Genomic DNA, 21,295 nt, shown 5'->3' on the forward strand with positions numbered 1-21,295 from the left:
ATACCAAAAAAATCTTACTCTTAATAAATTACTTTAACTTTGAGCGATAGCTCTTTGAGCTGTTTGTGCTTGCTGGGTCAAAAACTTCGCCAAACTCTCGTTTCTCCTCCTTTTACGCTCCTAAATCTCCGTTCTGTAAGGCTTTTCCTTTAATCCGCGCCTTGACGGTGTGGTGGGCGCATTCCTATAGTGTGCGCAAGTGGCGGAAAGTGGCACAAAGTGGGTTTTTTGAACGTAAAACGCTAAAATTTGGAGAAACGCATCTGTGTTTCGCGGAGCTAACGCTATCAGTCTCGATGCAAAAGGCCGTCTCGCCATGCCGAGCCGGTATCGTGACGAGCTCATTTCGCGAAGTTCCGGACAGTTGATCATCACGATCGATGCCGTTGACCCTTGTTTATGTGTTTACCCCCTCGATGAGTGGGAGTTGATTGAAACCAAATTGCGCGCCCTTCCTTCATTGCGTGAAGAAAACCGTCGCCTGCAGCGTTTGCTGATTGGTAATGCCGTCGACCTCGAGCTCGACGGCAGTGGTCGCTTCCTGGTGCCGCCGCGTTTGCGCGAGTACGCCAAGCTGGATAAGCGCGCAATGCTGGTCGGCCAGCTGAACAAGTTCCAATTGTGGGACGAAGATGCCTGGGATGCTGTTTCTGCAGCTGACCTGGCTGCTATTCAACAACCGGGCGCCATGCCTGATGAACTGCGTGATTTGATCTTGTGACTATTGATAGCGGCTTTAACCACATCACCGTACTGCTTGACGAAGCCGTTGAGGCTCTCGCCGTGCGCGCGGATGGTTGCTATCTGGATGGCACGTTCGGCAGGGGCGGGCATAGCCGCCTGATACTCAGTCAGCTTGGGTCCGACGGAAAGCTTCTCGGATTCGACAAGGACCCCCAAGCGATTGCCACCGGGCAAGCGCTAGCGGCCGAAGACGGCCGCTTTGTCGTTGTGCAGCGCAGCTTTGCCGAGCTGGGTGCCGAAGTCGCCGAGCGCGGCATGGCGGGCAAAGTGGCCGGGGTTTTGCTCGACCTGGGCGTGTCCTCGCCACAGCTCGATGATCCCGAGCGCGGCTTCAGCTTCATGAACGACGGCCCGCTCGACATGCGCATGGACCCTACCCGGGGCATCAGCGCGGCCGAGTTCATCGCCACCGCTTCCCACGAAGAAATCACCCGTGTATTCAAGGAATACGGCGAAGAGCGCTTCGCCGGCCGCATGGCCCGTGCCGTGGTCGAGCGCCGCGAAATCCAGCCGTTCGAGCGCACCGCCGACCTGGCTGAAGTGCTGAAAGTCGCCAACCCGGCGTGGGAGAAGGGCAAGAACCCGGCCACCCGTGCGTTCCAGGGCCTGCGCATTCACGTCAACAACGAATTGGGCGATCTGGAAGCGGGCCTCGAAGCCGCGCTGGATGCCTTGGAAGTGGGCGGTCGCCTGGTGGTGATCAGCTTCCACTCCCTGGAAGACCGCATCGTCAAATTGTTCATGCGCCGTCTGGTCAAGGGTGAGTCCGACAACCTGCCGCGCAACCTGCCGGTACGTTTCGAAGCCTTTGTGCCGAAAATCAAGATCCTTGGCAAAGCGCAATTCGCTTCCGAAGCCGAACTGAAGGCCAACCCACGTTCGCGCAGCGCCGTCATGCGTGTCGCGGAGAAGCTGCGTTGAGCAAGCTTTTCGCCAAGCCCCTCCCGGGCGGCAGCTTCTTCATGATGCTGTTGTACGTCGGCGTGCTGGTGTCCGCGATTGCGGTGTCCTACAGCGCCCACTTCAACCGTCAATTGCTCAACACCCTGTACGGGGAGTTGAGTGTGCGTGACAAGGCACAGGCCGAGTGGGGGCGACTGATCCTGGAGCAAAGCACCTGGACGGCCCACAGCCGTATCGAAGTGCTGGCCACTGAACAGCTGAAAATGCACATCCCCGGCGCGGCCGAAGTCCGCATGGTGGCGCCATGATGAAGCTCGAAGGCGCACTCTACCCCTGGCGCTTCCGCCTGATGCTCGGCTTGCTGGCATTGATGGTGGGCGCGATCGCCTGGCGGATCATCGACCTGCAAGTGATCGATCGTGACTTCCTGATCGGCCAGGGCGATGCCCGCAGCCTGCGGCATATCCCGATCCCTGCGCACCGCGGCCTGATCACTGACCGTAACGGCGAGCCCCTGGCCGTCAGTACGCCGGTGACCACCCTGTGGGCCAACGCCAAGGAACTGCAAACCGCCAAGGAAAAGTGGCCGCAGCTTGCCGCCGCCTTGGGCCAGGACCCGAAGGCCCTCTCCGAGCGCCTCGAAGCCCAGGCCAACAAAGAGTTCATCTACCTTGTTCGCGGCCTGACCCCCGAGCAAGGCCAGCAAGTGCTCGACCTCAAGGTTCCCGGTGTCTACGGCATCGAGGAGTTCCGGCGTTTCTACCCGGCCGGTGAAACCACCGCCCACATGGTTGGCTTTACCGACATCGATGACCACGGCCGCGAAGGCGTGGAGTTGGCCTACGATGAATGGCTGGCCGGGGTTCCCGGCAAACGACAAGTCATCAAGGATCGGCGCGGCAGACTGATCAAGGATGTCCAGGTCACCAAAAACGCCAAGGCCGGTAAGCCCTTGGCGTTGTCGATTGACCTGCGTCTGCAGTATCTGGCCAACCGCGAGCTGCGTAACGCGATCATCGAGAACGGCGCCAAGGCTGGCAGCCTGGTGATCATGGACGTGAAGACCGGCGAGATCCTCGCCATGGTCAACCAGCCGACCTACAACCCGAACAACCGTCGTAACCTGCAACCGGCGATGATGCGCAACCGCGCCATGATCGACGTGTTCGAGCCGGGTTCGACCATGAAAGCCATCTCCATGAGTGCCGCCCTCGAAACCGGGCGCTGGAAGCCCAGCGACAAGGTCGAGGTCTATCCGGGCACCTTGCAGTTGGGCAAATACACCATCCGTGACGTGTCCCGTACCGAAGGCCCGGTGCTGGATCTGACAGGTATCCTGATCAACTCCAGTAACGTGGGCATGAGTAAGGTCGCCTTCGATATTGGCGGCGAAACCATCTACCACCTGGCGCAGAAGATCGGCCTGGGTCAACCCACCGGCCTCGACTTCCCGGGCGAGCGCGTAGGCAACCTGCCGAACTATCGCGACTGGAAGAAAGCCGAGACCGCCACGCTCTCCTACGGCTACGGTCTGTCGGTGACCGCGATCCAGCTGGCCCACGCCTTCTCGGTATTGGCCAACAATGGTCGCATGGTTCCACTGAGCCTGATCCACGTCGACGAAGCGCCGAAAGCCACCCAGGTGATCCCGGAAAACGTCGCCAAGACCATGCAGGGCATGCTGCAACAAGTGATCGAAGCACCGCGCGGCGTATTCCGTGCCCAGGTGCCGGCGTACCACGTGGGCGGCAAGTCCGGTACTGCGCGTAAAACCTCGGTGGGCACCAAGGGCTACGCCGAGAACTCCTACCGTTCGCTGTTCGCCGGCTTCGGCCCGATGAGCGATCCACGCTACGCCATCGTCGTAGTGATCGACGAACCGAGTAAAGCCGGCTACTTCGGTGGCCTGGTATCGGCGCCGGTGTTCAGCAAAGTGATGTCCGGCACCCTGCGCCTGATGAACATCACCCCGGACAACCTGCCGCCGACCCAACAAGCGAACGCCGGACCACCGGCCGCTGCTGTAAAAGCCAATGGAGGGCGTGGCTGATGTCTCTTAGCCTGAACAAGATTTTTGCCCACGCCGGTCGTGATCTGCTGATCCGCGAGTTGAGCCTGGACAGCCGCAATGTGCGCGCCGGGGACCTGTTCCTGGCGGTGCCGGGCGGCAAGTTCGATGGTCGCGAGCACATCGCCGATGCCTTGCAGCGCGGTGCGGCGGCCGTGGCCTATGAAGTGGAAGGCGCCACTGTGCTGCCGATCACCGACGTGCCGTTGATTCCGGTCAAGGGCCTGGCCAAACAGCTGTCGGACATCGCCGGGCGCTTCTATGGCGAGCCGAGCCGTCACCTCAACCTGGTGGGCGTCACCGGCACCAACGGCAAGACCAGCGTGACCCAGCTTGTGGCCCAGGCGCTTGACCTGCTCGGCCAGCACTGTGGCATCGTCGGCACCCTCGGCACCGGTTTTTATGGTGCGCTGCAAAGCGGCCTGCATACCACGCCGAACCCGATTGCCGTGCAAGCGACCCTGGCCGACTTGAAAAAGGCCGGCGCCAAGGCCGTTGCCATGGAAGTTTCGTCCCACGGCCTGGACCAGGGCCGCGTGACCGCGCTGGCATTTGACGTGGCGGTGATGACCAACCTGTCCCGCGATCACCTCGACTACCACGGCACCATGGAGGCGTACGCCGCCGCCAAGGCCAAGCTGTTTGCCTGGAATGAATTGAAGTGCCGGGTGGTGAACCTGGACGACGCGTTCGGTCGCCAACTGGCAGCAGAAGACCGCGAGTCTCGGCTGATCAGCTACAGCCTGGAAGATTCCAGCGCGTACCTGTATTGCCGTGAAGCCCAATTCAATGACGAAGGCGTGCGCGCCACTTTGGTCACGCCTCAGGGCGAGCATCATTTGCGCAGCACCTTGCTCGGCCGTTTCAACCTGAGCAACGTCCTCGCCGCCGTCGGTGCTTTGCTCGGCCTGGACTACGCCCTGGATGAAATCCTGCGGGTGCTGCCCAAGCTGGAAGGCCCGGCCGGTCGCATGCAGCGTTTGGGTGGCGGTTCGCAGCCGCTGGTGGTGGTTGATTACGCCCACACTCCGGATGCCCTGGAAAAAGTCCTGGTAGCCCTGCGTCCCCACGCCAAGGGCAAGTTGCTGTGCCTGTTCGGCTGCGGTGGCGATCGTGATCGCGGCAAACGTCCATTGATGGCCGAGATCGTCGAGCGTCTGGCCGATGGCGTGCTTGTCACTGACGACAACCCACGCAGCGAAGATCCGAGCCAGATTTTCGATGACATCCGCGTCGGTTTCAAAGACGCGTCCAAGGTCACCTTCGTTGCCGGCCGCGGCGCCGCCATCGCCCAATTGATCGCTGGCGCCAGTGCTGACGACGTGGTGGTGCTGGCCGGTAAAGGTCATGAGGACTACCAGGAAATCAACGGCGAACGCCATGCCTTCTCCGATCTGGTCGAGGCCGATCACGCCTTGACCGCCTGGGAGGTTGCCCATGCTTGAAGCGATGAAATTCAGCGAACTGACCCAGGCCCTGTCGGCCCGTATGCTGTCGGGCGATTGCAGCTTCAACGGTGTCAGCATCGACAGTCGTAACATCAAGCCGGGACAGCTGTTTGTCGCCTTGGCCGGCCCGCGTTTCGATGGTCACGACTACCTGAATGACGTCGCCGCCAAAGGCGCGGTGGGGGCCTTGGTGCAGCGCGAAGTGGCGGATTCCACCTTGCCGCAATTGCTGGTCGCCGATACCCGTCTGGCCCTCGGCCAGTTGGGCGCGCTGAACCGTGCCGCCTTCAACAAACCCGTTGCAGCCATCACCGGCTCCAGCGGCAAGACCACGGTCAAGGAACTGCTCGCCGGTGTCCTGCGCACACGCGGGCCGGTGCTCGCCACCCGTGGCAACCTGAACAATGATTTCGGCGCTCCGCTGACCCTGCTCGAACTGGCCCCGGAACACACGGCGGCAGTGATTGAGCTGGGCGCGTCGCGCATCGGTGAAATCGCCTACACCGTGGCGCTGACCAAGCCCCACGTGGCGATCATCAACAACGCCGGTACCGCTCACGTCGGTGAGTTCGGCGGCCCGGAAAAAATCGTCGAAGCCAAGGGCGAAATCCTTGAAGGCCTCGATGCCGCGGGCACTGCGGTATTGAATCTGGACGACAAGGCCTTCGAGACCTGGCGTGTACGCGCCGCCGGTCGCAAGGTCCTGACGTTTGCCGTGCACAACGCAGCGGCAGACTTCCACGCTTCCAACATCAGCGTTGACGCCCGTGGCTGCCCGTCCTTCACCTTGCACACGCCACAAGGCAGCGAGCAGGTGCAGTTGAATCTGCTGGGCAACCACAACGTCGCCAACGCCTTGGCCGCCGCTGCTGCCGCCCACGCCCTGGGTGTGTCGCTGTTCGGGATCGTCACTGGCCTGGGCGCGGTGCAGCCGGTCAAGGGCCGCACCGTGGCGCAGTTGGCCACCAACGGCATGCGCGTGATCGATGACACCTACAACGCCAACCCGTCCTCCATCAACGCCGCTGTCGACCTGCTGAAGGGCTTTGCCGGGCGCAAGGTCCTGGTGCTCGGCGACATTGGCGAGCTGGGCGATTGGGCTGAACAAGGCCACCGCGAAGTCGGTGCCTATGCCGCTGGCAAAGTCGATGCTTTGTACGCCGTGGGGACGAACATGGCCCACGCCGTGGCCGCCTTTGGCTCCGGTGCGCGACACTTCGCGACCCAGGCCGAGCTGATCCAGGCGCTGGCTACGGCTGAACAAGACAAACAAACCACTATTTTGATCAAGGGATCGCGCAGCGCGGTGATGGAAAACGTCGTCGCGGCCTTGTGTGGCTCAAGTACGGAGAAACATTAATGCTGCTGCTGCTGGCTGAGTATCTGCAACAGTTCCACAAAGGCTTCGCGGTCTTCCAGTACCTGACCCTGCGCGGGATTCTGGGTGTGCTGACTGCGCTGTCTCTGTCGCTGTTCCTGGGACCGTGGATGATCCGCACCCTGCAGAACCTGCAAATTGGTCAATCGGTTCGTAATGACGGCCCGCAGTCGCACCTGTCCAAGTCCGGCACCCCGACCATGGGCGGTGCGCTGATCCTGTCGTCCATCGGCATCAGCACCTTGCTCTGGGCTGACCTGCACAACCGCTACGTGTGGACGGTGTTGCTGGTGACCCTGTTGTTCGGCGCCATTGGCTGGGTCGATGACTACCGCAAAGTGATCGAGAAAAACTCCAAGGGGCTGCCAAGCCGCTGGAAGTATTTCTGGCAGTCGGTGTTCGGTCTGGGCGCAGCGATCTTCCTGTTCATGACCGCGCCAAGTGCGGTGGAAACCACCCTGATCATCCCGATGCTCAAGGACGCCAGCATTCCACTGGGCGTTGGCTTCGTGGTGCTGACCTATTTCGTGATCGTCGGCTCCAGCAACGCGGTGAACCTCACCGATGGCCTCGACGGCCTGGCGATCATGCCGACGGTGATGGTGGGCGGCGCGCTTGGCATCTTCTGCTACCTGTCGGGTAACGTGAAATTCGCTGAATACCTGTTGATCCCGTATGTACCGGGCGCGGGCGAGCTGATCGTGTTCTGCGGCGCGCTGATCGGTGCCGGCCTGGGCTTCCTGTGGTTCAACACCTACCCCGCACAGGTCTTCATGGGCGACGTCGGCGCACTGGCGTTGGGCGCGGCCCTGGGCACCATCGCGGTGATCGTGCGTCAGGAAATCGTCCTGTTCATCATGGGCGGTGTGTTCGTGATGGAAACCCTGTCGGTGGTCATCCAGGTGGCGTCCTTCAAATTGACCGGGCGCCGCGTGTTCCGCATGGCGCCGATCCACCACCACTTTGAACTCAAGGGCTGGCCCGAGCCGCGCGTGATCGTCCGTTTCTGGATCATCACCGTGATTCTCGTGTTGGTCGGCCTTGCCACCCTGAAACTGAGGTAGAAACGAGTGTCCCTGATCGCTTCAGACCACTTCCGCATCGTTGTCGGCCTCGGCAAGAGCGGCATGTCCCTGGTTCGCTTCCTGGCGAACCGGGGCACGTCGTTTGCCGTGGCCGATACGCGGGAAAATCCACCGGAGCTGGTCACGCTGCGCCGTGACTACCCGCACGTGGAAGTGCGTTGTGGCGAGCTGGATGTCGAGTTTCTGTGCCGTGCCGACGAGCTCTACGTGAGCCCCGGCCTGGCCCTGGCGACACCCGCCCTGCAAGCCGCTGCGGCCCGCGGCGTGAAGCTGTCCGGTGACATCGACCTGTTCGCGCGTAACGCAAAGGCACCGATCGTGGCCATCAGCGGTTCCAATGCGAAAAGCACCGTGACCACCCTGGTCGGCGAGATGGCGGCTGCGGCCGGCAAGCGCGTGGCGGTGGGCGGCAACCTCGGTGTGCCGGCGCTGGACCTGCTCAGTGACGACGTCGAACTGTACGTGATGGAGCTGTCGAGCTTCCAACTGGAAACCACCCACGACCTCGGCGCCGAAGTGGCCACCGTGTTGAACGTGAGCGAGGACCACATGGACCGCTACAGCGGCCTGCCGGCGTATCACCTGGCCAAGCACCGGATCTTCCGTGGTGCGCGGCAAGTGGTGGTCAACCGCCAGGATGCCCTGAGCCGTCCGCTGATGGGCGAGGGCCTGCCCTGCTGGACCTTCGGCCTGAGCACACCCGACTTCAAGGCCTTCGGCATCCGTGAAGAGAACGGCGAGAAATACCTGGCCTTCGAATTCCAGAACCTGATGCCGGTGCGCGAGCTGAAAATCCGTGGCGCCCATAACCAGTCCAATGCCCTGGCGGCGTTGGCGCTGGGGCATGCCGTCGGCCTGCCGTTTGACGCCATGCTCTCGGCGCTGCGCAGCTTTGGCGGCCTTGAGCATCGCTGCCAGTGGGTGCGCGACCTTGATGGCGTCAGCTATTACAACGATTCCAAGGCCACCAACGTGGGTGCAGCCCTGGCAGCCATCGAAGGCCTTGGCGCCGATATCGACGGCAAGCTGGTGTTGATCGCCGGTGGCGACGGCAAGGGTGCCGACTTCAAGGACCTTAAAGGCCCGGTGGCTGAGCATTGCCGCGCCGTGGTGCTGATGGGCCGCGATTCCGATCTGATCGCCGCCGCCCTCGGTGACGCGGTGCCGCAAGTGCGCGCCACGTCCCTGGACGACGCTATCGCCCGTTGCAAGGCCCTGGCCCAGTCCGGCGATGCGGTGCTGCTGTCGCCAGCCTGCGCCAGTTTCGACATGTTCAAGAACTACGAAGAGCGCGGCCAGCTGTTCGCCCGCGCCGTGGAGGCTTTGGTATGAGCCTCGGTCTGAGAAACATCATCAAGCCGTACCCGTCGCCGATCATCACCGGGCGCGGTATCGACCTTGATTTCCCGATGCTCGCCGGTTGCCTCGCACTGCTGGGCCTGGGCCTGGTGATGATTACCTCGGCATCGTCCGAAGTGGCTGCCGTGCAGTCGGGTAACACCCTGTACATGATGATCCGTCACCTGGTGTACCTGCTGCTCGGCCTCGGCGCCTGCATCGTCACCATGATGATTCCCATCGCCACCTGGCAGCGCCTGGGTTGGCTGATGCTGATCGGCGCGTTTGGCTTGCTGATCATGGTGATCCTGCCCGGCATCGGCCGCGAGGTGAATGGTTCGATGCGCTGGATCGGTTTCGGCGCGTTCAACGTCCAGCCTTCGGAAATCGCCAAGGTGTTCGTGGTGATCTACCTGGCCGGCTACCTGGTACGTCGCCAGAAAGAAGTGCGTGAAAGCTGGATGGGCTTCTTCAAGCCGTTCATCGTGCTGCTGCCCATGGCCGGCCTGTTGCTGATGGAGCCCGACTTCGGTGCCACCGTCGTGATGATGGGGGCAGCGGCGGCAATGCTGTTCCTTGGCGGTGTTGGCCTGTTCCGCTTCACCTTGATGGTGGTACTGGCCGTCGCGGCCGTGACCGTCCTGGTGCAGGCGCAACCCTACCGGATGGCCCGTCTGATTACCTTTACCGACCCCTGGTCCGACCAGTTCGGTTCCGGCTACCAGTTGACCCAGGCGCTGATCGCCTTTGGTCGCGGCGAGTGGCTGGGCGTGGGCCTGGGCAACAGCGTGCAGAAGCAATTCTACCTGCCGGAAGCCCACACCGACTTCGTGTTCTCGGTACTGGCCGAAGAGCTCGGTGTGGTGGGTTCGCTATGCACCGTCGCGCTGTTCGTGTTCGTGTGTGTACGCGGCATGTACATCGGCCTGTGGGCCGAGAAGGCCAAACAGTATTTCGCCGCCTATGTGGCGTACGGCTTGTCGTTCCTGTGGATCGGCCAGTTCCTGATCAATATCGGTGTGAACGTCGGCCTGTTGCCGACCAAGGGCCTGACCTTGCCGTTCCTCAGTTATGGCGGCAGTTCGTTGGTGATCTGCTGCGCGTGCCTGGGCTTGTTGCTGCGCATCGAGTGGGAGAGTCGAACCCACCTGGGCAGCGAAGAGATGGAATTCAGCGAAAGCGACTTTGCCGAGGAGCCGACCCATGGGCGCTAACGTGCTGATCATGGCCGGCGGCACCGGGGGCCATGTGTTCCCGGCCCTGGCCTGTGCGCGGGAATTCCAGAACCGTGGCTACACCGTGCACTGGCTGGGTACACCGCGCGGTATCGAAAACGAATTGGTGCCGAATGCCGGCTTGCCGCTGCACCTGATTAACGTCACCGGCCTGCGTGGCAAGAGCAAGTTGTCCCTGCTCAAGGCGCCGTTCGTGTTGCTCAAGGCGGTGTGGCAGGCGCGCAAGGTGATCCGCGAAGTGCAGCCGGTGTGCGTACTCGGCTTCGGTGGTTACGTGACCGGCCCGGGAGGCGTTGCCGCCAAACTCGCCGGTGTGCCGGTGATTGTGCACGAGCAGAACGCCGTCGCCGGTACGGCCAACCGCCTGTTGGTGCCGTTGGCTGCGCGGGTGTGCGAGGCCTTCCCGAAAACCTTCGGTGCATCGGACAAGCTGCGCACGACCGGTAACCCGGTACGCACCGAGCTGTTTATGAGCATCGCCCGTGACGCGTTGGTGGGGCGCAAGGCGCGCCTGCTGATCATGGGCGGAAGCCTGGGCTCCGAGCCTTTGAACAAACTGCTGCCGGAAGCACTGGCGCAACTCCCTGTGGAATTGCGTCCAGAGGTCTTTCATCAGGCCGGCAAGAACCATGGTGAAGTCACTGCTGCGCGTTATCGCGAAGCCGGTGTAGAGGCGAACGTACAGCCTTTCATCAAAGACATGGCCCAAGCCTATGGCTGGGCCGACCTGGTGGTCTGCCGCTCCGGTGCGCTGACCGTCAGTGAACTGGCCGCCGCCGGTCTGCCGTCCTTGCTGGTGCCTTTGCCCCATGCGATCGACGATCACCAGACCCGCAACGCCGAATATTTGGCCGGGGAGGGCGCTGCCTTCCTGCTGCCGCAAAGAACGACTGGCGCCGCCGATTTGGCCGCACGCCTGACCGAGGTTTTGATGCAACCGGAACGACTCAACAGCATGGCGAGCACCGCAAGCCGCCTGGCCAAACCTGACGCAACCCGCACCGTGGTCGATATCTGCCTGGAGGTGGCCCATGGTTGAGAATCAGAAAGCCATGCCACAACCCGAGATGCGCCGCATCCGTCGCATCCACTTCGTCGGTATCGGCGGCGTGGGCATGTGCGGCATTGCCGAAGTGTTGCTGAACCTGGGCTACCAGGTGTCCGGCTCGGACTTGAAAGAGTCGCCGGTCACCGAACGCCTGAAAAGCTTCGGCGCGCAGATCTTTATCGGCCACCGTGCCGAGAACGCCGCCGATGCCGATGTGCTGGTGGTATCCAGCGCCGTGAACACCTCCAACCCGGAAGTGGCCACTGCCCTTGAGCGCCGTATTCCGGTGGTGCCACGTGCCGAGATGCTGGCCGAGCTGATGCGCTACCGCCACGGCATTGCCGTCGCCGGTACCCATGGCAAAACCACCACCACCAGCCTGATCGCCTCGGTGTTCGCCGCCGGTGGCCTGGACCCGACCTTCGTGATCGGTGGCCGCCTGAATGCAGCCGGTACCAATGCACAACTGGGCACCAGCCGTTACCTGATCGCCGAAGCTGATGAAAGCGATGCAAGCTTCTTGCACCTGCAACCGTTGGTGGCCGTGGTCACCAACATCGACGCCGACCACATGGCGACCTATGACGGTGACTTCAACAAGTTGAAGAAAACCTTCGTCGAGTTCCTGCACAACCTGCCGTTCTACGGTTTGGCGGTGGTGTGCCTGGATGATCCGGTGGTGCGTGAGATTCTGCCGCAGGTCAAGCGTCCGACCGTGACCTACGGCTTCAGCGAAGACGCCGACGTGCGTGCGATCAATGTGCGCCAGGAAGGCATGCAAACCTTCTTCACCGTGTTGCGTCCGGATCGCGAGCCGTTGGACGTGTCGGTGAACATGCCCGGCAACCACAACGTATTGAACTCCTTGGCGACCATCTGCATCGCCAGCGACGAGGGCGTCAGCGATGAAGCCATCGTCGCCGGCCTGTCGGGTTTCGCCGGCGTGGGCCGTCGCTTCCAGGTCTACGGCCAACTGCCGGTAGAGGGTGGCGACGTAATGCTGGTGGACGACTACGGTCACCACCCGACCGAAGTCGCAGCCGTGATCAAGGCCGTACGCGGTGGCTGGCCCGAGCGCCGTCTGGTGATGGTGTACCAGCCGCACCGCTACAGCCGTACCCGCGACCTCTACGATGATTTCGTCAATGTACTGGCCGATGCCAACGTACTGTTGCTGATGGAGGTGTACCCGGCCGGTGAAGAACCGATCCCGGGCGCGGACAGCCGCAAGCTGTGCAACAGCATCCGCCAGCGTGGCCAGTTGGACCCGATCTACATCGAGCGTGGTGTGGACCTGGCGCCAATCGTCAAGCCGTTGCTGCGTGCTGGCGACATTTTGCTCTGCCAAGGCGCCGGTGACATTGGTGGCCTTGCCCCGAAACTGCTGGCGAGCCCGCTGTTTGCCGTTGCACAGGGGAAGTCGAAATGACCACGAATTACGACGCCCTGTTTTCCACCATCGCCCCGGCCGACTTCGGTCGCGTCGCGGTATTGTTCGGCGGCAAAAGCGCTGAGCGCGAAGTGTCGCTCAAGTCCGGCAACGCCGTGCTCGAAGCCCTGCAAAGCGCTGGCGTGAACGCGTTCGGCATCGACGTGGGCGACGACTTCTTCGCCCGCTTGCAGGCCGAGAAGATCGACCGCGCCTTCATCATCCTCCACGGTCGTGGCGGTGAAGACGGCAGCATGCAGGGCCTGCTGGAGTGCGCCGGCATCCCTTACACCGGCAGTGGCATCCTTGCGTCCGCGCTGGCCATGGACAAGTTGCGCACCAAGCAGGTGTGGCACAGCCTGGGGATTCCCACCCCGCGTCACAGCGTTCTGTGCAGCGAAGACGATTGTATTTCTGCGGCCAAGGAACTGGGCCTGCCTTTGATCGTCAAACCTGCCCATGAAGGCTCCAGTATCGGCATGGCCAAAGTGAACTCGGCCGCCGAATTGATCGACGCATGGAAAGCGGCAAGTACCTACGATTCGCAAGTGTTGGTGGAACAGTGGATCCAGGGTCCCGAGTACACCATCGCCACCCTGCGTGGCCAGGTATTGCCGCCTATCGCATTGGGCACGCCCCACACCTTTTACGACTACGACGCCAAGTATGTGGCCTCCGATACCCAGTACCGGATCCCGTGCGGCCTCGACGCAGCCAAGGAACAGGAATTGATGGACCTCACGGCGAAAGCCTGTGAGGCGTTGGGTATCGCCGGTTGGGCGCGGGCAGACGTGATGCAGGATGACCAAGGGAATTTCTGGTTCCTTGAAGTCAACACCGCACCCGGTATGACCGACCACAGCCTGGTGCCAATGGCCGCTCGCGCAGCGGGCCTGGATTTCCAGCAGTTGGTGCTGGCGATCCTGGCCGCCAGCGTTGAGCCCCGAGGCTAAGACATGAAAGGCGCATCGCTTCGTCATCAGCCCCCACAAGCACCGAGCCGCAAGCCGGTGCCACGGGGTGCCAGCCGGATGGTGGCCAAAGAGCCGATGTCGGCGCGCCTGCCGAAAGCCAATTTTGGTTTCCTCAAGGCGCTGTACTGGCCGGTGTTGCTGGTGGTGCTGGGCTTCGGAACCTACGAAGGCGCGCAGCGTCTGTTGCCGTATGCCGACCGCCCGATCACCAAGATCAGCGTGCAGGGCGACTTGAGCTACATCAGCCAGCAAGCAGTGCAGCAGCGCATCGGCCCGTACCTGGCGGCGAGCTTCTTCACCATCGACCTGGCGGGGATGCGCGGGGAGCTGGAGCAGATGCCGTGGATCGCCCACGCCGAAGTCCGCCGCGTGTGGCCGGACCAGGTAACGATCCGCCTGGAAGAACAACTGCCCGTGGCCCGTTGGGGTGACGAAGCGCTGTTGAACAACCAGGGCCAGGCGTTCACCCCGCGTGAGCTGGCGAACTATGAGCACCTGCCGCAGCTGTTCGGGCCGCAGCGGGCGCAACAACAAGTGATGCAGCAGTACCAGGCCTTGAGCCAGATGCTGCGGCCACTGGGCTTCTCCATTGCACGCCTGGAACTGCGTGAACGGGGTAGCTGGTTTTTGACGACCGGCGCCGGCAGTTCCGGCCCGGGCATCCAGTTGTTGCTGGGACGCGACCGCTTGGTGGAAAAGATGCGCCGCTTTATTGCCATCTATGACAAGACCTTGAAAGAACAGATTACGAACATTGCGAGCGTCGACCTGCGTTACGCCAACGGCCTTGCCGTCGGCTGGCGTGAACCGGCTGCGCCCACGGCAGCGCAACCCGCTGTCGCGAAGAATTAAGAAGAGGCAGGACCCATGGCAAACGTGCAAAGCGGCAAAATGATCGTCGGTCTCGATATCGGCACCTCCAAGGTGGTGGCGCTGGTCGGCGAGGTCGGGGAAGACGGCGTGATCGAGATCGTCGGTATTGGCACGCATCCGTCCCGGGGCCTGAAGAAGGGCGTGGTGGTGAACATCGAGTCCACCGTGCAATCGATCCAGCGCGCCATCGAAGAAGCGCAGCTGATGGCCGGTTGCCGGATCCACTCGGCGTTTGTCGGCGTGGCTGGAAATCACATCCGCAGCCTGAACTCCCACGGCATCGTGGCGATCCGCGACCGTGAAGTCAGCTCTGCCGACCTTGAACGCGTGCTCGACGCTGCACAGGCCGTGGCGATCCCGGCTGACCAGCGCGTGCTGCACACGCTGCCGCAGGACTACGTGATCGACAACCAGGAAGGCGTGCGTGAGCCCCTGGGCATGTCGGGCGTGCGCCTGGAAGCCAAGGTCCACGTAGTGACCTGCGCCGTCAACGCCGCACAGAACATTGAAAAATGCGTGCGCCGTTGTGGCCTGGAAATCGACGACATCATTCTGGAGCAACTGGCTTCGGCCTACTCCGTGCTGACCGACGACGAAAAAGAACTGGGCGTGTGCCTGGTGGACATCGGCGGCGGCACCACCGACATCGCGATCTTCACCGAGGGTGCGATCCGTCACACCGCGGTGATCCCGATTGCCGGTGATCAGGTGACCAACGACATCGCCATGGCGCTGCGTACACCGACCCAGTACGCCGAAGAAATCAAGATCCGCTACGCCTGCGCCCTGGCCAAACTGGCTGGTGCCGGCGAGACCATCAAGGTGCCAAGCGTGGGCGACCGTCCACCGCGCGAACTGTCGCGCCAGGCCCTGGCCGAAGTGGTCGAGCCACGCTACGACGAGCTGTTCACCCTGATCCAGGCTGAACTGCGCCGCAGCGGCTACGAAGATCTGATCCCGGCCGGCATCGTGCTCACCGGTGGCACCTCGAAGATGGAAGGCGCGGTCGAACTGGCCGAGGAAATCTTCCACATGCCGGTGCGCCTGGGCGTGCCCCATGGCGTGAAGGGCCTGGGCGACGTGGTGCGCAACCCGATTTATTCCACTGGCGTGGGCTTGCTGTTGTACGGCCTGCAAAAGCAGACCGACGGCATTTCCCTGTCGGGCCCGAGCATCCGTGACAGCTATCGCAGTGACGATGAAGCCAAGGCGCCGTTGTTCGAGCGCTTGCAGGCTTGGGTAAAAGGCAATTTTTAAAGATTTACCGCAACACCGCAGTAAGCAGTAGGCGAAAAAACTAGAGAACTGAAAGGAGAGGGAACATGTTCGAACTCGTAGACAACATCCCCGCAAGCCCGGTCATCAAAGTGATCGGTGTCGGCGGTGGCGGCGGCAACGCTGTCAACCACATGGTCAAGAGCAACATTGAAGGCGTTGAATTCATCTGCGCCAACACTGATGCCCAGGCGCTGAAAAGCATCGGCGCGCGGACCATCCTGCAATTGGGCACTGCTGTGACCAAGGGCCTCGGCGCTGGCGCCAATCCGGAAGTCGGCCGTCAAGCCGCCCTGGAAGACCGCGAGCGTATTGCCGAAGTGCTGCAAGGCACCAACATGGTGTTCATCACCACCGGCATGGGCGGCGGTACCGGTACCGGTGCTGCACCGATCATTGCCGAAGTGGCCAAGGAAATGGGGATTCTGACGGTTGCAGTCGTGACCCGTCCGTTCCCGTTCGAAGGTCGCAAGCGCATGCAGATCGCCGACGAAGGCATCCGTCTGCTGTCTGAAAGCGTTGACTCGTTGATCACCATCCCCAACGAGAAACTGCTGACCATCCTGGGCAAGGACGCGAGCCTGCTGTCCGCTTTCGCCAAGGCTGACGATGTACTGGCCGGTGCCGTTCGCGGTATCTCCGACATCATCAAGCGCCCAGGCATGATCAACGTCGACTTTGCCGACGTACGCACCGTGATGAGCGAAATGGGCATGGCGATGATGGGCACTGGCTGCGCCAGCGGTCCGAACCGTGCACGTGAAGCCACCGAAGCGGCCATCCGCAACCCGTTGCTGGAAGACGTGAACCTGCAGGGCGCACGCGGCATCCTGGTGAACATCACTGCCGGTCCTGACCTGTCCCTGGGTGAGTACTCCGACGTGGGTAGCATCATTGAAGCCTTCGCTTCCGAGCACGCCATGGTCAAGGTCGGTACCGTTATCGATCCGGACATGCGCGACGAACTGCACGTGACCGTGGTTGCTACCGGCCTGGGTGCCAAGATCGAGAAGCCTGTAAAGGTCATCGACAACACCCTGCACACCAGCCAGGTAAGCCAGGCGGCTGCCGCTCCAGCGCCTTCGCGCCAGGAACTGCCGTCGGTGAACTACCGCGACCTGGACCGTCCGACCGTGATGCGCAACCAGGCTCAGGCCGGTGCTGCGGCGTCCCGTAGCCCGAATCCGCAAGATGATCTGGACTACCTGGACATCCCGGCATTCCTGCGTCGTCAGGCCGATTAATGGAATGTATCAGGGCTATGAAGGTGATTGGTGTTCAGCAAAGGTCTGGTCTGCTATTATCGCTAGCCTTTGTTGATACCAGTTCGCAATTTGCGCTGAAGCGGTCCAAGCCATGATTAAACAACGCACCCTGAAGAATATTATTCGTGCCACAGGTGTAGGTCTGCACTCCGGGGAGAAGGTATACCTGACCCTCAAGCCTGCACCTGTCGACACCGGCATCGTGTTTGTGCGTGCCGACCTGGACCCTGTCGTGCATATTCCTGCTCGCGCGGAAAACGTTGGCGAAACCACCATGTCGACCACATTGGTCAACGGTGACGTCAAAGTGGACACGGTGGAGCACTTGCTCTCGGCCATGGCTGGCCTGGGCATCGATAACGCCTACGTCGAGCTCTCCGCGTCCGAAGTCCCGATCATGGATGGCAGCGCTGGACCTTTCGTATTCCTGATCCAATCTGCCGGCCTGGAAGAACAGGACGCAGCGAAGAAGTTCATTCGCATTCTGCGGGAAGTGACAGTAGAAGACGGCGACAAGCGCGCCACCTTCGTCCCGTTCGAAGGCTTTAAAGTGAGCTTTGAGATCGATTTCGATCACCCGGTATTCCGTGACCGCACCCAAAGTGCAAGCGTGGATTTTTCCAGCACTTCGTTCGTAAAAGAAGTCAGCCGCGCCCGTACCTTTGGTTTCATGAGTGACATCGAGTACCTGCGCAAGCACAACCTCGCACTCGGCGGCAGCGTTGAAAACGCCATCGTGGTCGACGCGGATGGTGTACTGAACGAAGACGGTCTTCGCTACGAAGACGAATTCGTGAAGCACAAGATCCTCGATGCAATCGGTGACCTCTACCTGCTGGGCAATAGCCTGATAGGCGAGTTCAAAGGCTTCAAGTCGGGCCACGCCCTTAACAACCAGCTGCTGCGCAAGTTGATTGAGCAGACAGACGCTTGGGAAGTCGTGACCTTCGAAGATGCCAGCACCGCACCGATCTCTTACATGCGTCCCGTTGCGGCGGTGTAAGTAACAACTCTCTTTCTTTAGTTTTGAAAGGCTACCTTCGGGTGGCCTTTTTTTTATGCCTGCCGTTCAGGCTTATGAAGATCAAAAATGTAGGAGCGGGCTTACCCGCGAACGCGATATGTCAGCTACACATCTGCTGCCTGACACTGCGCTTTGCCAGGCAAGCCAGCTCCCACATTGACATGTCAGAGGGTCGCGGCGACCACCGTGCGGTTGCGCCCCGTGTGCTTGGCCTCATACAACGCCTGATCCGCACTCAACAACAGCGCCTCCAGCGACAGCCGACTGCGCTTGTCCCACGTGCTCAAGCCAATACTCACCGTGATTGGCCGCTCGTCCCCTGCCACCCGTGGCAAGTTCTCGACGCTGCTGCGGATATGCTCGGCGATGACCTGGGCGCCGTTGGCATCGGTATGCGGCAATACCACCGCAAACTCTTCGCCACCATAGCGTGCCGCCAGGTCGGCAGGGCGGCGGATATTGGTGCCGATCACTTGGGCGACGTTACGCAACGCCTCATCGCCGCCGTGGTGGCCGTGGCGATCGTTGAAGGCCTTGAAGTGGTCGACATCGATCATCAGCAAGGTCAACGGCTCGGTGGAGCGCTGTGCGCGGTCCCATTCCAGGCGCAGACGTTCGTCGAGGATGCGGCGATTGGCCAGGCCGGTCAGGGCGTCGGTGGCTGCCAGTTCTGACAGCACGCGCTCGGTGCGATAGCGGCGGCGCAATTCCCGGCGCAGCATCCAGGTCAGCCACAGCAAGCCGATGCAGAGCACGCCGGTGGCACCGGAAGTCAGCAGCGCGGCGCGTTCCCAGGGGGCGAACACATCCTCGCTGGACAGCGCCACTACCACGATCAGCGGCAACTCGCCGACGGTGGTGAAGGTATACAAACGTTCGGTGCCGCTGATGGCGGAAATTGCCCGGAAGCTGCCTTCGCCTTCGCGCAGCATGCGTTTGAAGTTGGGGCGATCACTCAGGTCCTTGTCGATCATGTCGCGTTCCAGCAACGGTTGCTGGGCCAGGAGGATGCCCTGGGTGTTCAGCAGGTTGACTGTGCTGCCATTGCCGATGGTCAGGCGATTGAACAACTGATCGAAATACGCCAGGCGCATGGTGGCCACTGCGACGCCGGCGAACTCGCCGCTGGGGCCTGAGACTCGGCGACTGAATGCGATTCGCCATACTTGATCGCAGGCGCAATGGATTTTGAAGGGGCGGCTGATAAACAGTCCGGCCTGCGCATTGTCTTTATGCGCCTGGAAATAGTCCCGGTCAGCAAAATTGCGCGGCGTCGGCCACAGTGTCGAGGAGTCGGCAGTCACATCTCCGTTGGCGTCCAGCAACAGCACTTCGCCTTTGAAGGGGGCCGCGATGGATTGATCAAACTGCACCATATGTCTGACGTCCGGGGGCACTTTCGCCAGGTCCGTGCGCGTGGTGGCGGCAATCAGTCCCTGCAGTGTCAGGTCGTATAGCTCGACATTACGCAGTACATCGGCATTGATCAGTTGCGTGATGTTGGTGGTCGCGCGCTGGGCTGCCTGCAGGGTACTGGCGTGTTCACGGATCAACAGCGCCGCGACAATCACCATGATCAGGACAACAGTCAGGCCACTGCCCAGAATCAGAAAAAGCTCTGGGCGTGCAGGCAGGGTACGGCCACGGTCTTGGCTCATCGTGCAGACTTCAGCGGTTGGAATGCTGGCAGTTTAGTTCTACGCGAAGAAAATTAAATGGCTGGTAAAAAAGAAAGATCCCCGGATCAGAACACGTTGATCGGATAGTCGACGATCACGCGGTATTCATCCACGTCATTGTCCACCGCCGAGTAGCCGTTGCTGCCGCGGTTGGTCGCCCATTGCAGGCGCACGGCCAAGTCTTTGGCCTTGCCGCCCTGCACCACGTATTTCAGGTCGATGTCCCGTTCCCAGTGCTTGGCGTCCTTGCCCTCGGCGCTGTACCAGCGGCTGTAGCCACGGCTTTGCGGGTCGACGCTGGTCAGGTCGGTCTTGCCGCTGATGTAGGACACTGCCGACGTCAGGCCAGGCATGCCAAGGCCGCTGAAGTCGTAGGCGTACTTGAGTTTCCACGAGCGTTCGTTCGGGCCATTGAAGTCCGAGTATTGCTGGGAGTTGTCCAGGTACACGCTGTCGCCCTGGGCGATGTAGTCGAACGGCGTGTTGCCGTTGACCCGCTGGTACGCGGCAGTGACGCTGTGATGGCCCACGCCCACGCTGAAATGCAGGCTGTAGGTGTTGTTGTCGATGTTGCCAAGCAGCGATTGCCCGGTGTCCTGGGTGTGGTAGTAGTGCAGGCCGGGATTGAGGCTGACCAGGTCGTTCAGCGCGTAGGTGTAGTCCAGGTCGTAGTAGTACTGGTTCCACACATCCTTCAGTTCGGAGGCGTAGAGGTTGCTGGTCAGCCCGGGCATGCCGCTGAACGACACACCGGCCCAGTTCATGTGCTGTGCATCGGTGTGGCTCGGCAGGGCGCCGTAGCTGGTGCCGATGCGCTGGTGGCCGCTCTGGTTATAGAGCTTGGTGAAACTGGCCTGGCCACCTTCGAACAGCCAACCGTCGAGGCTGTGGTTGGCCAGGGTCACGCCACGGAAGGTCTGCGGCAGCATGCGCGTCATGCCGCCGGCGATCACCGGGTTGTTGAGGAACAGGTCGCCGGCCTTCAATTCAGTGTCCAGCGCGCGCATTTTCAAGGTGCCGCCCGCCGTGGAGAACGACCCCGGCGCCTTGCCGTTGCCGCTGCCGTACGGAAGGATGCTGGAACCGTCTGTGCCGCCACCACCATCGAGTTTGAGGCCGAGCATGGCGTGGGCATCCAGGCCGAAGCCAACGGTGCCCTGGGTGTAGCCGGATTCGAAAGTGCCGAGAAAGCCCTGGCCCCACTCCTTGCTGTCATCGCTGTGAACGTCGCGCCGGTCGCGGTTCATGTAGTAGTTGCGGGTGTTGACGCTGAGGTGGGAGCCTTCGACGAAGCCGTCGGCGGGGGGGCTGCCTGCCGCTTGGGTCGGCGGGGCGATCGTTGCTGTAATCGCGAGGAATAACGGGGTGAACGTCAGCGAGTTCTTCACCGGGGGAGCTCCTTTGGATCAATCGAGAACGGCCATGTCGTGGGGTGTTTCTGGCCTTTTTTACGGCAAAAAAAAGCCGCTGAAGTCAGCGGCTTTTAAACAGATTCCCAGTGTAGAGCCCTGGAAATAAGTCGAGGGAAA

18 protein-coding genes are annotated in these 21,295 nt (G+C 61.6%); 16 read left to right on the forward strand and 2 right to left on the reverse strand.

From position 1 onward, the window contains the following. Positions 1-265: 265 nt before the first annotated feature. The 16 genes from mraZ to lpxC all read left to right on the forward strand — a co-directional run bounded on the left by mraZ (position 266) and on the right by lpxC (position 18,066). Positions 266-721: a division/cell wall cluster transcriptional repressor MraZ gene (gene mraZ / locus AC3ISR_RS04735; protein ID WP_003171868.1), complete on the forward strand. Its 456-nt coding sequence runs from the start codon at positions 266-268 to the stop codon at positions 719-721. Continuing rightward, a complete protein-coding gene (rsmH, locus tag AC3ISR_RS04740; RefSeq protein WP_463983243.1) occupies positions 718-1,665 on the forward strand; it encodes a 16S rRNA (cytosine(1402)-N(4))-methyltransferase RsmH in 948 nt (315 codons plus the stop codon). The genes mraZ and rsmH overlap by 4 nt, the downstream gene beginning before the upstream one ends. Continuing rightward, entirely contained in the window at positions 1,662-1,955 is a 294-nt protein-coding gene (gene ftsL, locus AC3ISR_RS04745) for a cell division protein FtsL (RefSeq protein ID WP_105520838.1), read from the forward strand. Before rsmH ends, ftsL begins: the two co-directional genes overlap by 4 nt. Beyond that, complete coding sequence (locus AC3ISR_RS04750) at positions 1,955-3,697, forward strand: peptidoglycan D,D-transpeptidase FtsI family protein (RefSeq protein WP_192297833.1); 1,743 nt, start codon at positions 1,955-1,957, stop codon at positions 3,695-3,697. The genes ftsL and AC3ISR_RS04750 overlap by 1 nt, the downstream gene beginning before the upstream one ends. Continuing rightward, positions 3,697-5,160, forward strand: a complete 1,464-nt coding sequence (locus AC3ISR_RS04755) for a UDP-N-acetylmuramoyl-L-alanyl-D-glutamate--2,6-diaminopimelate ligase (RefSeq protein WP_192297624.1) — start codon at positions 3,697-3,699, stop codon at positions 5,158-5,160. The genes AC3ISR_RS04750 and AC3ISR_RS04755 overlap by 1 nt, the downstream gene beginning before the upstream one ends. Further along, a complete protein-coding gene (locus tag AC3ISR_RS04760; RefSeq protein WP_192297622.1) occupies positions 5,153-6,523 on the forward strand; it encodes a UDP-N-acetylmuramoyl-tripeptide--D-alanyl-D-alanine ligase in 1,371 nt (456 codons plus the stop codon). The genes AC3ISR_RS04755 and AC3ISR_RS04760 overlap by 8 nt, the downstream gene beginning before the upstream one ends. Further along, on the forward strand, positions 6,523-7,605 hold the full coding sequence (gene mraY / locus AC3ISR_RS04765) for a phospho-N-acetylmuramoyl-pentapeptide-transferase (protein ID WP_017738698.1): 1,083 nt from the start codon (positions 6,523-6,525) through the stop codon (positions 7,603-7,605). The genes AC3ISR_RS04760 and mraY overlap by 1 nt, the downstream gene beginning before the upstream one ends. A 6-nt stretch (positions 7,606-7,611) precedes the next feature. Then, on the forward strand, positions 7,612-8,958 hold the full coding sequence (murD, locus tag AC3ISR_RS04770) for a UDP-N-acetylmuramoyl-L-alanine--D-glutamate ligase (protein ID WP_192297620.1): 1,347 nt from the start codon (positions 7,612-7,614) through the stop codon (positions 8,956-8,958). Then, the gene (gene ftsW / locus AC3ISR_RS04775; protein ID WP_370694885.1) at positions 8,955-10,178 is read left to right on the forward strand and encodes a putative lipid II flippase FtsW; all 1,224 of its coding nucleotides are present in this window, start codon (positions 8,955-8,957) and stop codon (positions 10,176-10,178) included. Before murD ends, ftsW begins: the two co-directional genes overlap by 4 nt. Further along, a complete protein-coding gene (murG, locus tag AC3ISR_RS04780) occupies positions 10,168-11,238 on the forward strand; it encodes an undecaprenyldiphospho-muramoylpentapeptide beta-N-acetylglucosaminyltransferase (protein ID WP_463983244.1) in 1,071 nt (356 codons plus the stop codon). The genes ftsW and murG overlap by 11 nt, the downstream gene beginning before the upstream one ends. Beyond that, positions 11,231-12,676, forward strand: a complete 1,446-nt coding sequence (gene murC, locus AC3ISR_RS04785) for a UDP-N-acetylmuramate--L-alanine ligase (protein ID WP_192297616.1) — start codon at positions 11,231-11,233, stop codon at positions 12,674-12,676. The genes murG and murC overlap by 8 nt, the downstream gene beginning before the upstream one ends. Beyond that, positions 12,673-13,629: a D-alanine--D-alanine ligase gene (locus AC3ISR_RS04790; RefSeq protein WP_192297614.1), complete on the forward strand. Its 957-nt coding sequence runs from the start codon at positions 12,673-12,675 to the stop codon at positions 13,627-13,629. The genes murC and AC3ISR_RS04790 overlap by 4 nt, the downstream gene beginning before the upstream one ends. Before the next feature lie 3 nt (positions 13,630-13,632). Beyond that, positions 13,633-14,502 carry a cell division protein FtsQ/DivIB gene (locus tag AC3ISR_RS04795; protein WP_192297612.1) on the forward strand — a complete coding sequence of 290 codons (870 nt, stop codon included), beginning with the start codon at positions 13,633-13,635 and terminating at the stop codon, positions 14,500-14,502. Positions 14,503-14,517: 15 nt separating this feature from the next. Continuing rightward, positions 14,518-15,780, forward strand: coding sequence for a cell division protein FtsA (ftsA, locus tag AC3ISR_RS04800; RefSeq protein WP_110623104.1), 1,263 nt, complete (start codon positions 14,518-14,520; stop codon positions 15,778-15,780). 65 nt (positions 15,781-15,845) lie between these two features. Further along, positions 15,846-17,042 (forward strand): cell division protein FtsZ, encoded by a 1,197-nt coding sequence (gene ftsZ / locus AC3ISR_RS04805; RefSeq protein WP_017738690.1) that lies wholly within the window; start codon positions 15,846-15,848, stop codon positions 17,040-17,042. Between the two features lie 112 nt (positions 17,043-17,154). Then, positions 17,155-18,066 (forward strand): UDP-3-O-acyl-N-acetylglucosamine deacetylase, encoded by a 912-nt coding sequence (gene lpxC / locus AC3ISR_RS04810; protein WP_016974965.1) that lies wholly within the window; start codon positions 17,155-17,157, stop codon positions 18,064-18,066. Positions 18,067-18,251: 185 nt separating this feature from the next. Here lpxC and AC3ISR_RS04815 read toward each other — a convergent pair whose 3' ends face one another. Together AC3ISR_RS04815 and AC3ISR_RS04820 are read right to left on the reverse strand one after the other, a co-directional pair. Next, positions 18,252-19,745, reverse strand: a complete 1,494-nt coding sequence (locus AC3ISR_RS04815) for a sensor domain-containing diguanylate cyclase (RefSeq protein ID WP_463983246.1) — start codon at positions 19,743-19,745, stop codon at positions 18,252-18,254. Between the two features lie 86 nt (positions 19,746-19,831). Beyond that, on the reverse strand, positions 19,832-21,154 hold the full coding sequence (locus AC3ISR_RS04820; RefSeq protein ID WP_463983247.1) for an OprD family porin: 1,323 nt from the start codon (positions 21,152-21,154) through the stop codon (positions 19,832-19,834). Positions 21,155-21,295 lie beyond the last annotated feature (141 nt).

Source organism: Pseudomonas sp. GL_117 (genome assembly GCF_057835125.1).

Excerpts from the sequence above, each read along its gene's own strand:
- AC3ISR_RS04815 (WP_463983246.1), bottom strand. The coding sequence starts at position 19,745 with ATGAGCCAAGACCGTGGCCGTACCCTGCCTGCACGCCCAGAGCTTTTT.
- mraY (WP_017738698.1), top strand. The coding sequence starts at position 6,523 with ATGCTGCTGCTGCTGGCTGAGTATCTGCAACAGTTCCACAAAGGCTTC.
- ftsZ (WP_017738690.1), top strand. The coding sequence starts at position 15,846 with ATGTTCGAACTCGTAGACAACATCCCCGCAAGCCCGGTCATCAAAGTG.
- murC (WP_192297616.1), top strand. The coding sequence starts at position 11,231 with ATGGTTGAGAATCAGAAAGCCATGCCACAACCCGAGATGCGCCGCATC.
- ftsW (WP_370694885.1), top strand. The coding sequence starts at position 8,955 with ATGAGCCTCGGTCTGAGAAACATCATCAAGCCGTACCCGTCGCCGATC.
- AC3ISR_RS04790 (WP_192297614.1), top strand. The coding sequence starts at position 12,673 with ATGACCACGAATTACGACGCCCTGTTTTCCACCATCGCCCCGGCCGAC.
- AC3ISR_RS04755 (WP_192297624.1), top strand. The coding sequence starts at position 3,697 with ATGTCTCTTAGCCTGAACAAGATTTTTGCCCACGCCGGTCGTGATCTG.
- AC3ISR_RS04795 (WP_192297612.1), top strand. The coding sequence starts at position 13,633 with ATGAAAGGCGCATCGCTTCGTCATCAGCCCCCACAAGCACCGAGCCGC.
- AC3ISR_RS04750 (WP_192297833.1), top strand. The coding sequence starts at position 1,955 with ATGAAGCTCGAAGGCGCACTCTACCCCTGGCGCTTCCGCCTGATGCTC.
- murG (WP_463983244.1), top strand. The coding sequence starts at position 10,168 with ATGGGCGCTAACGTGCTGATCATGGCCGGCGGCACCGGGGGCCATGTG.
- AC3ISR_RS04760 (WP_192297622.1), top strand. The coding sequence starts at position 5,153 with ATGCTTGAAGCGATGAAATTCAGCGAACTGACCCAGGCCCTGTCGGCC.
- ftsA (WP_110623104.1), top strand. The coding sequence starts at position 14,518 with ATGGCAAACGTGCAAAGCGGCAAAATGATCGTCGGTCTCGATATCGGC.
- lpxC (WP_016974965.1), top strand. The coding sequence starts at position 17,155 with ATGATTAAACAACGCACCCTGAAGAATATTATTCGTGCCACAGGTGTA.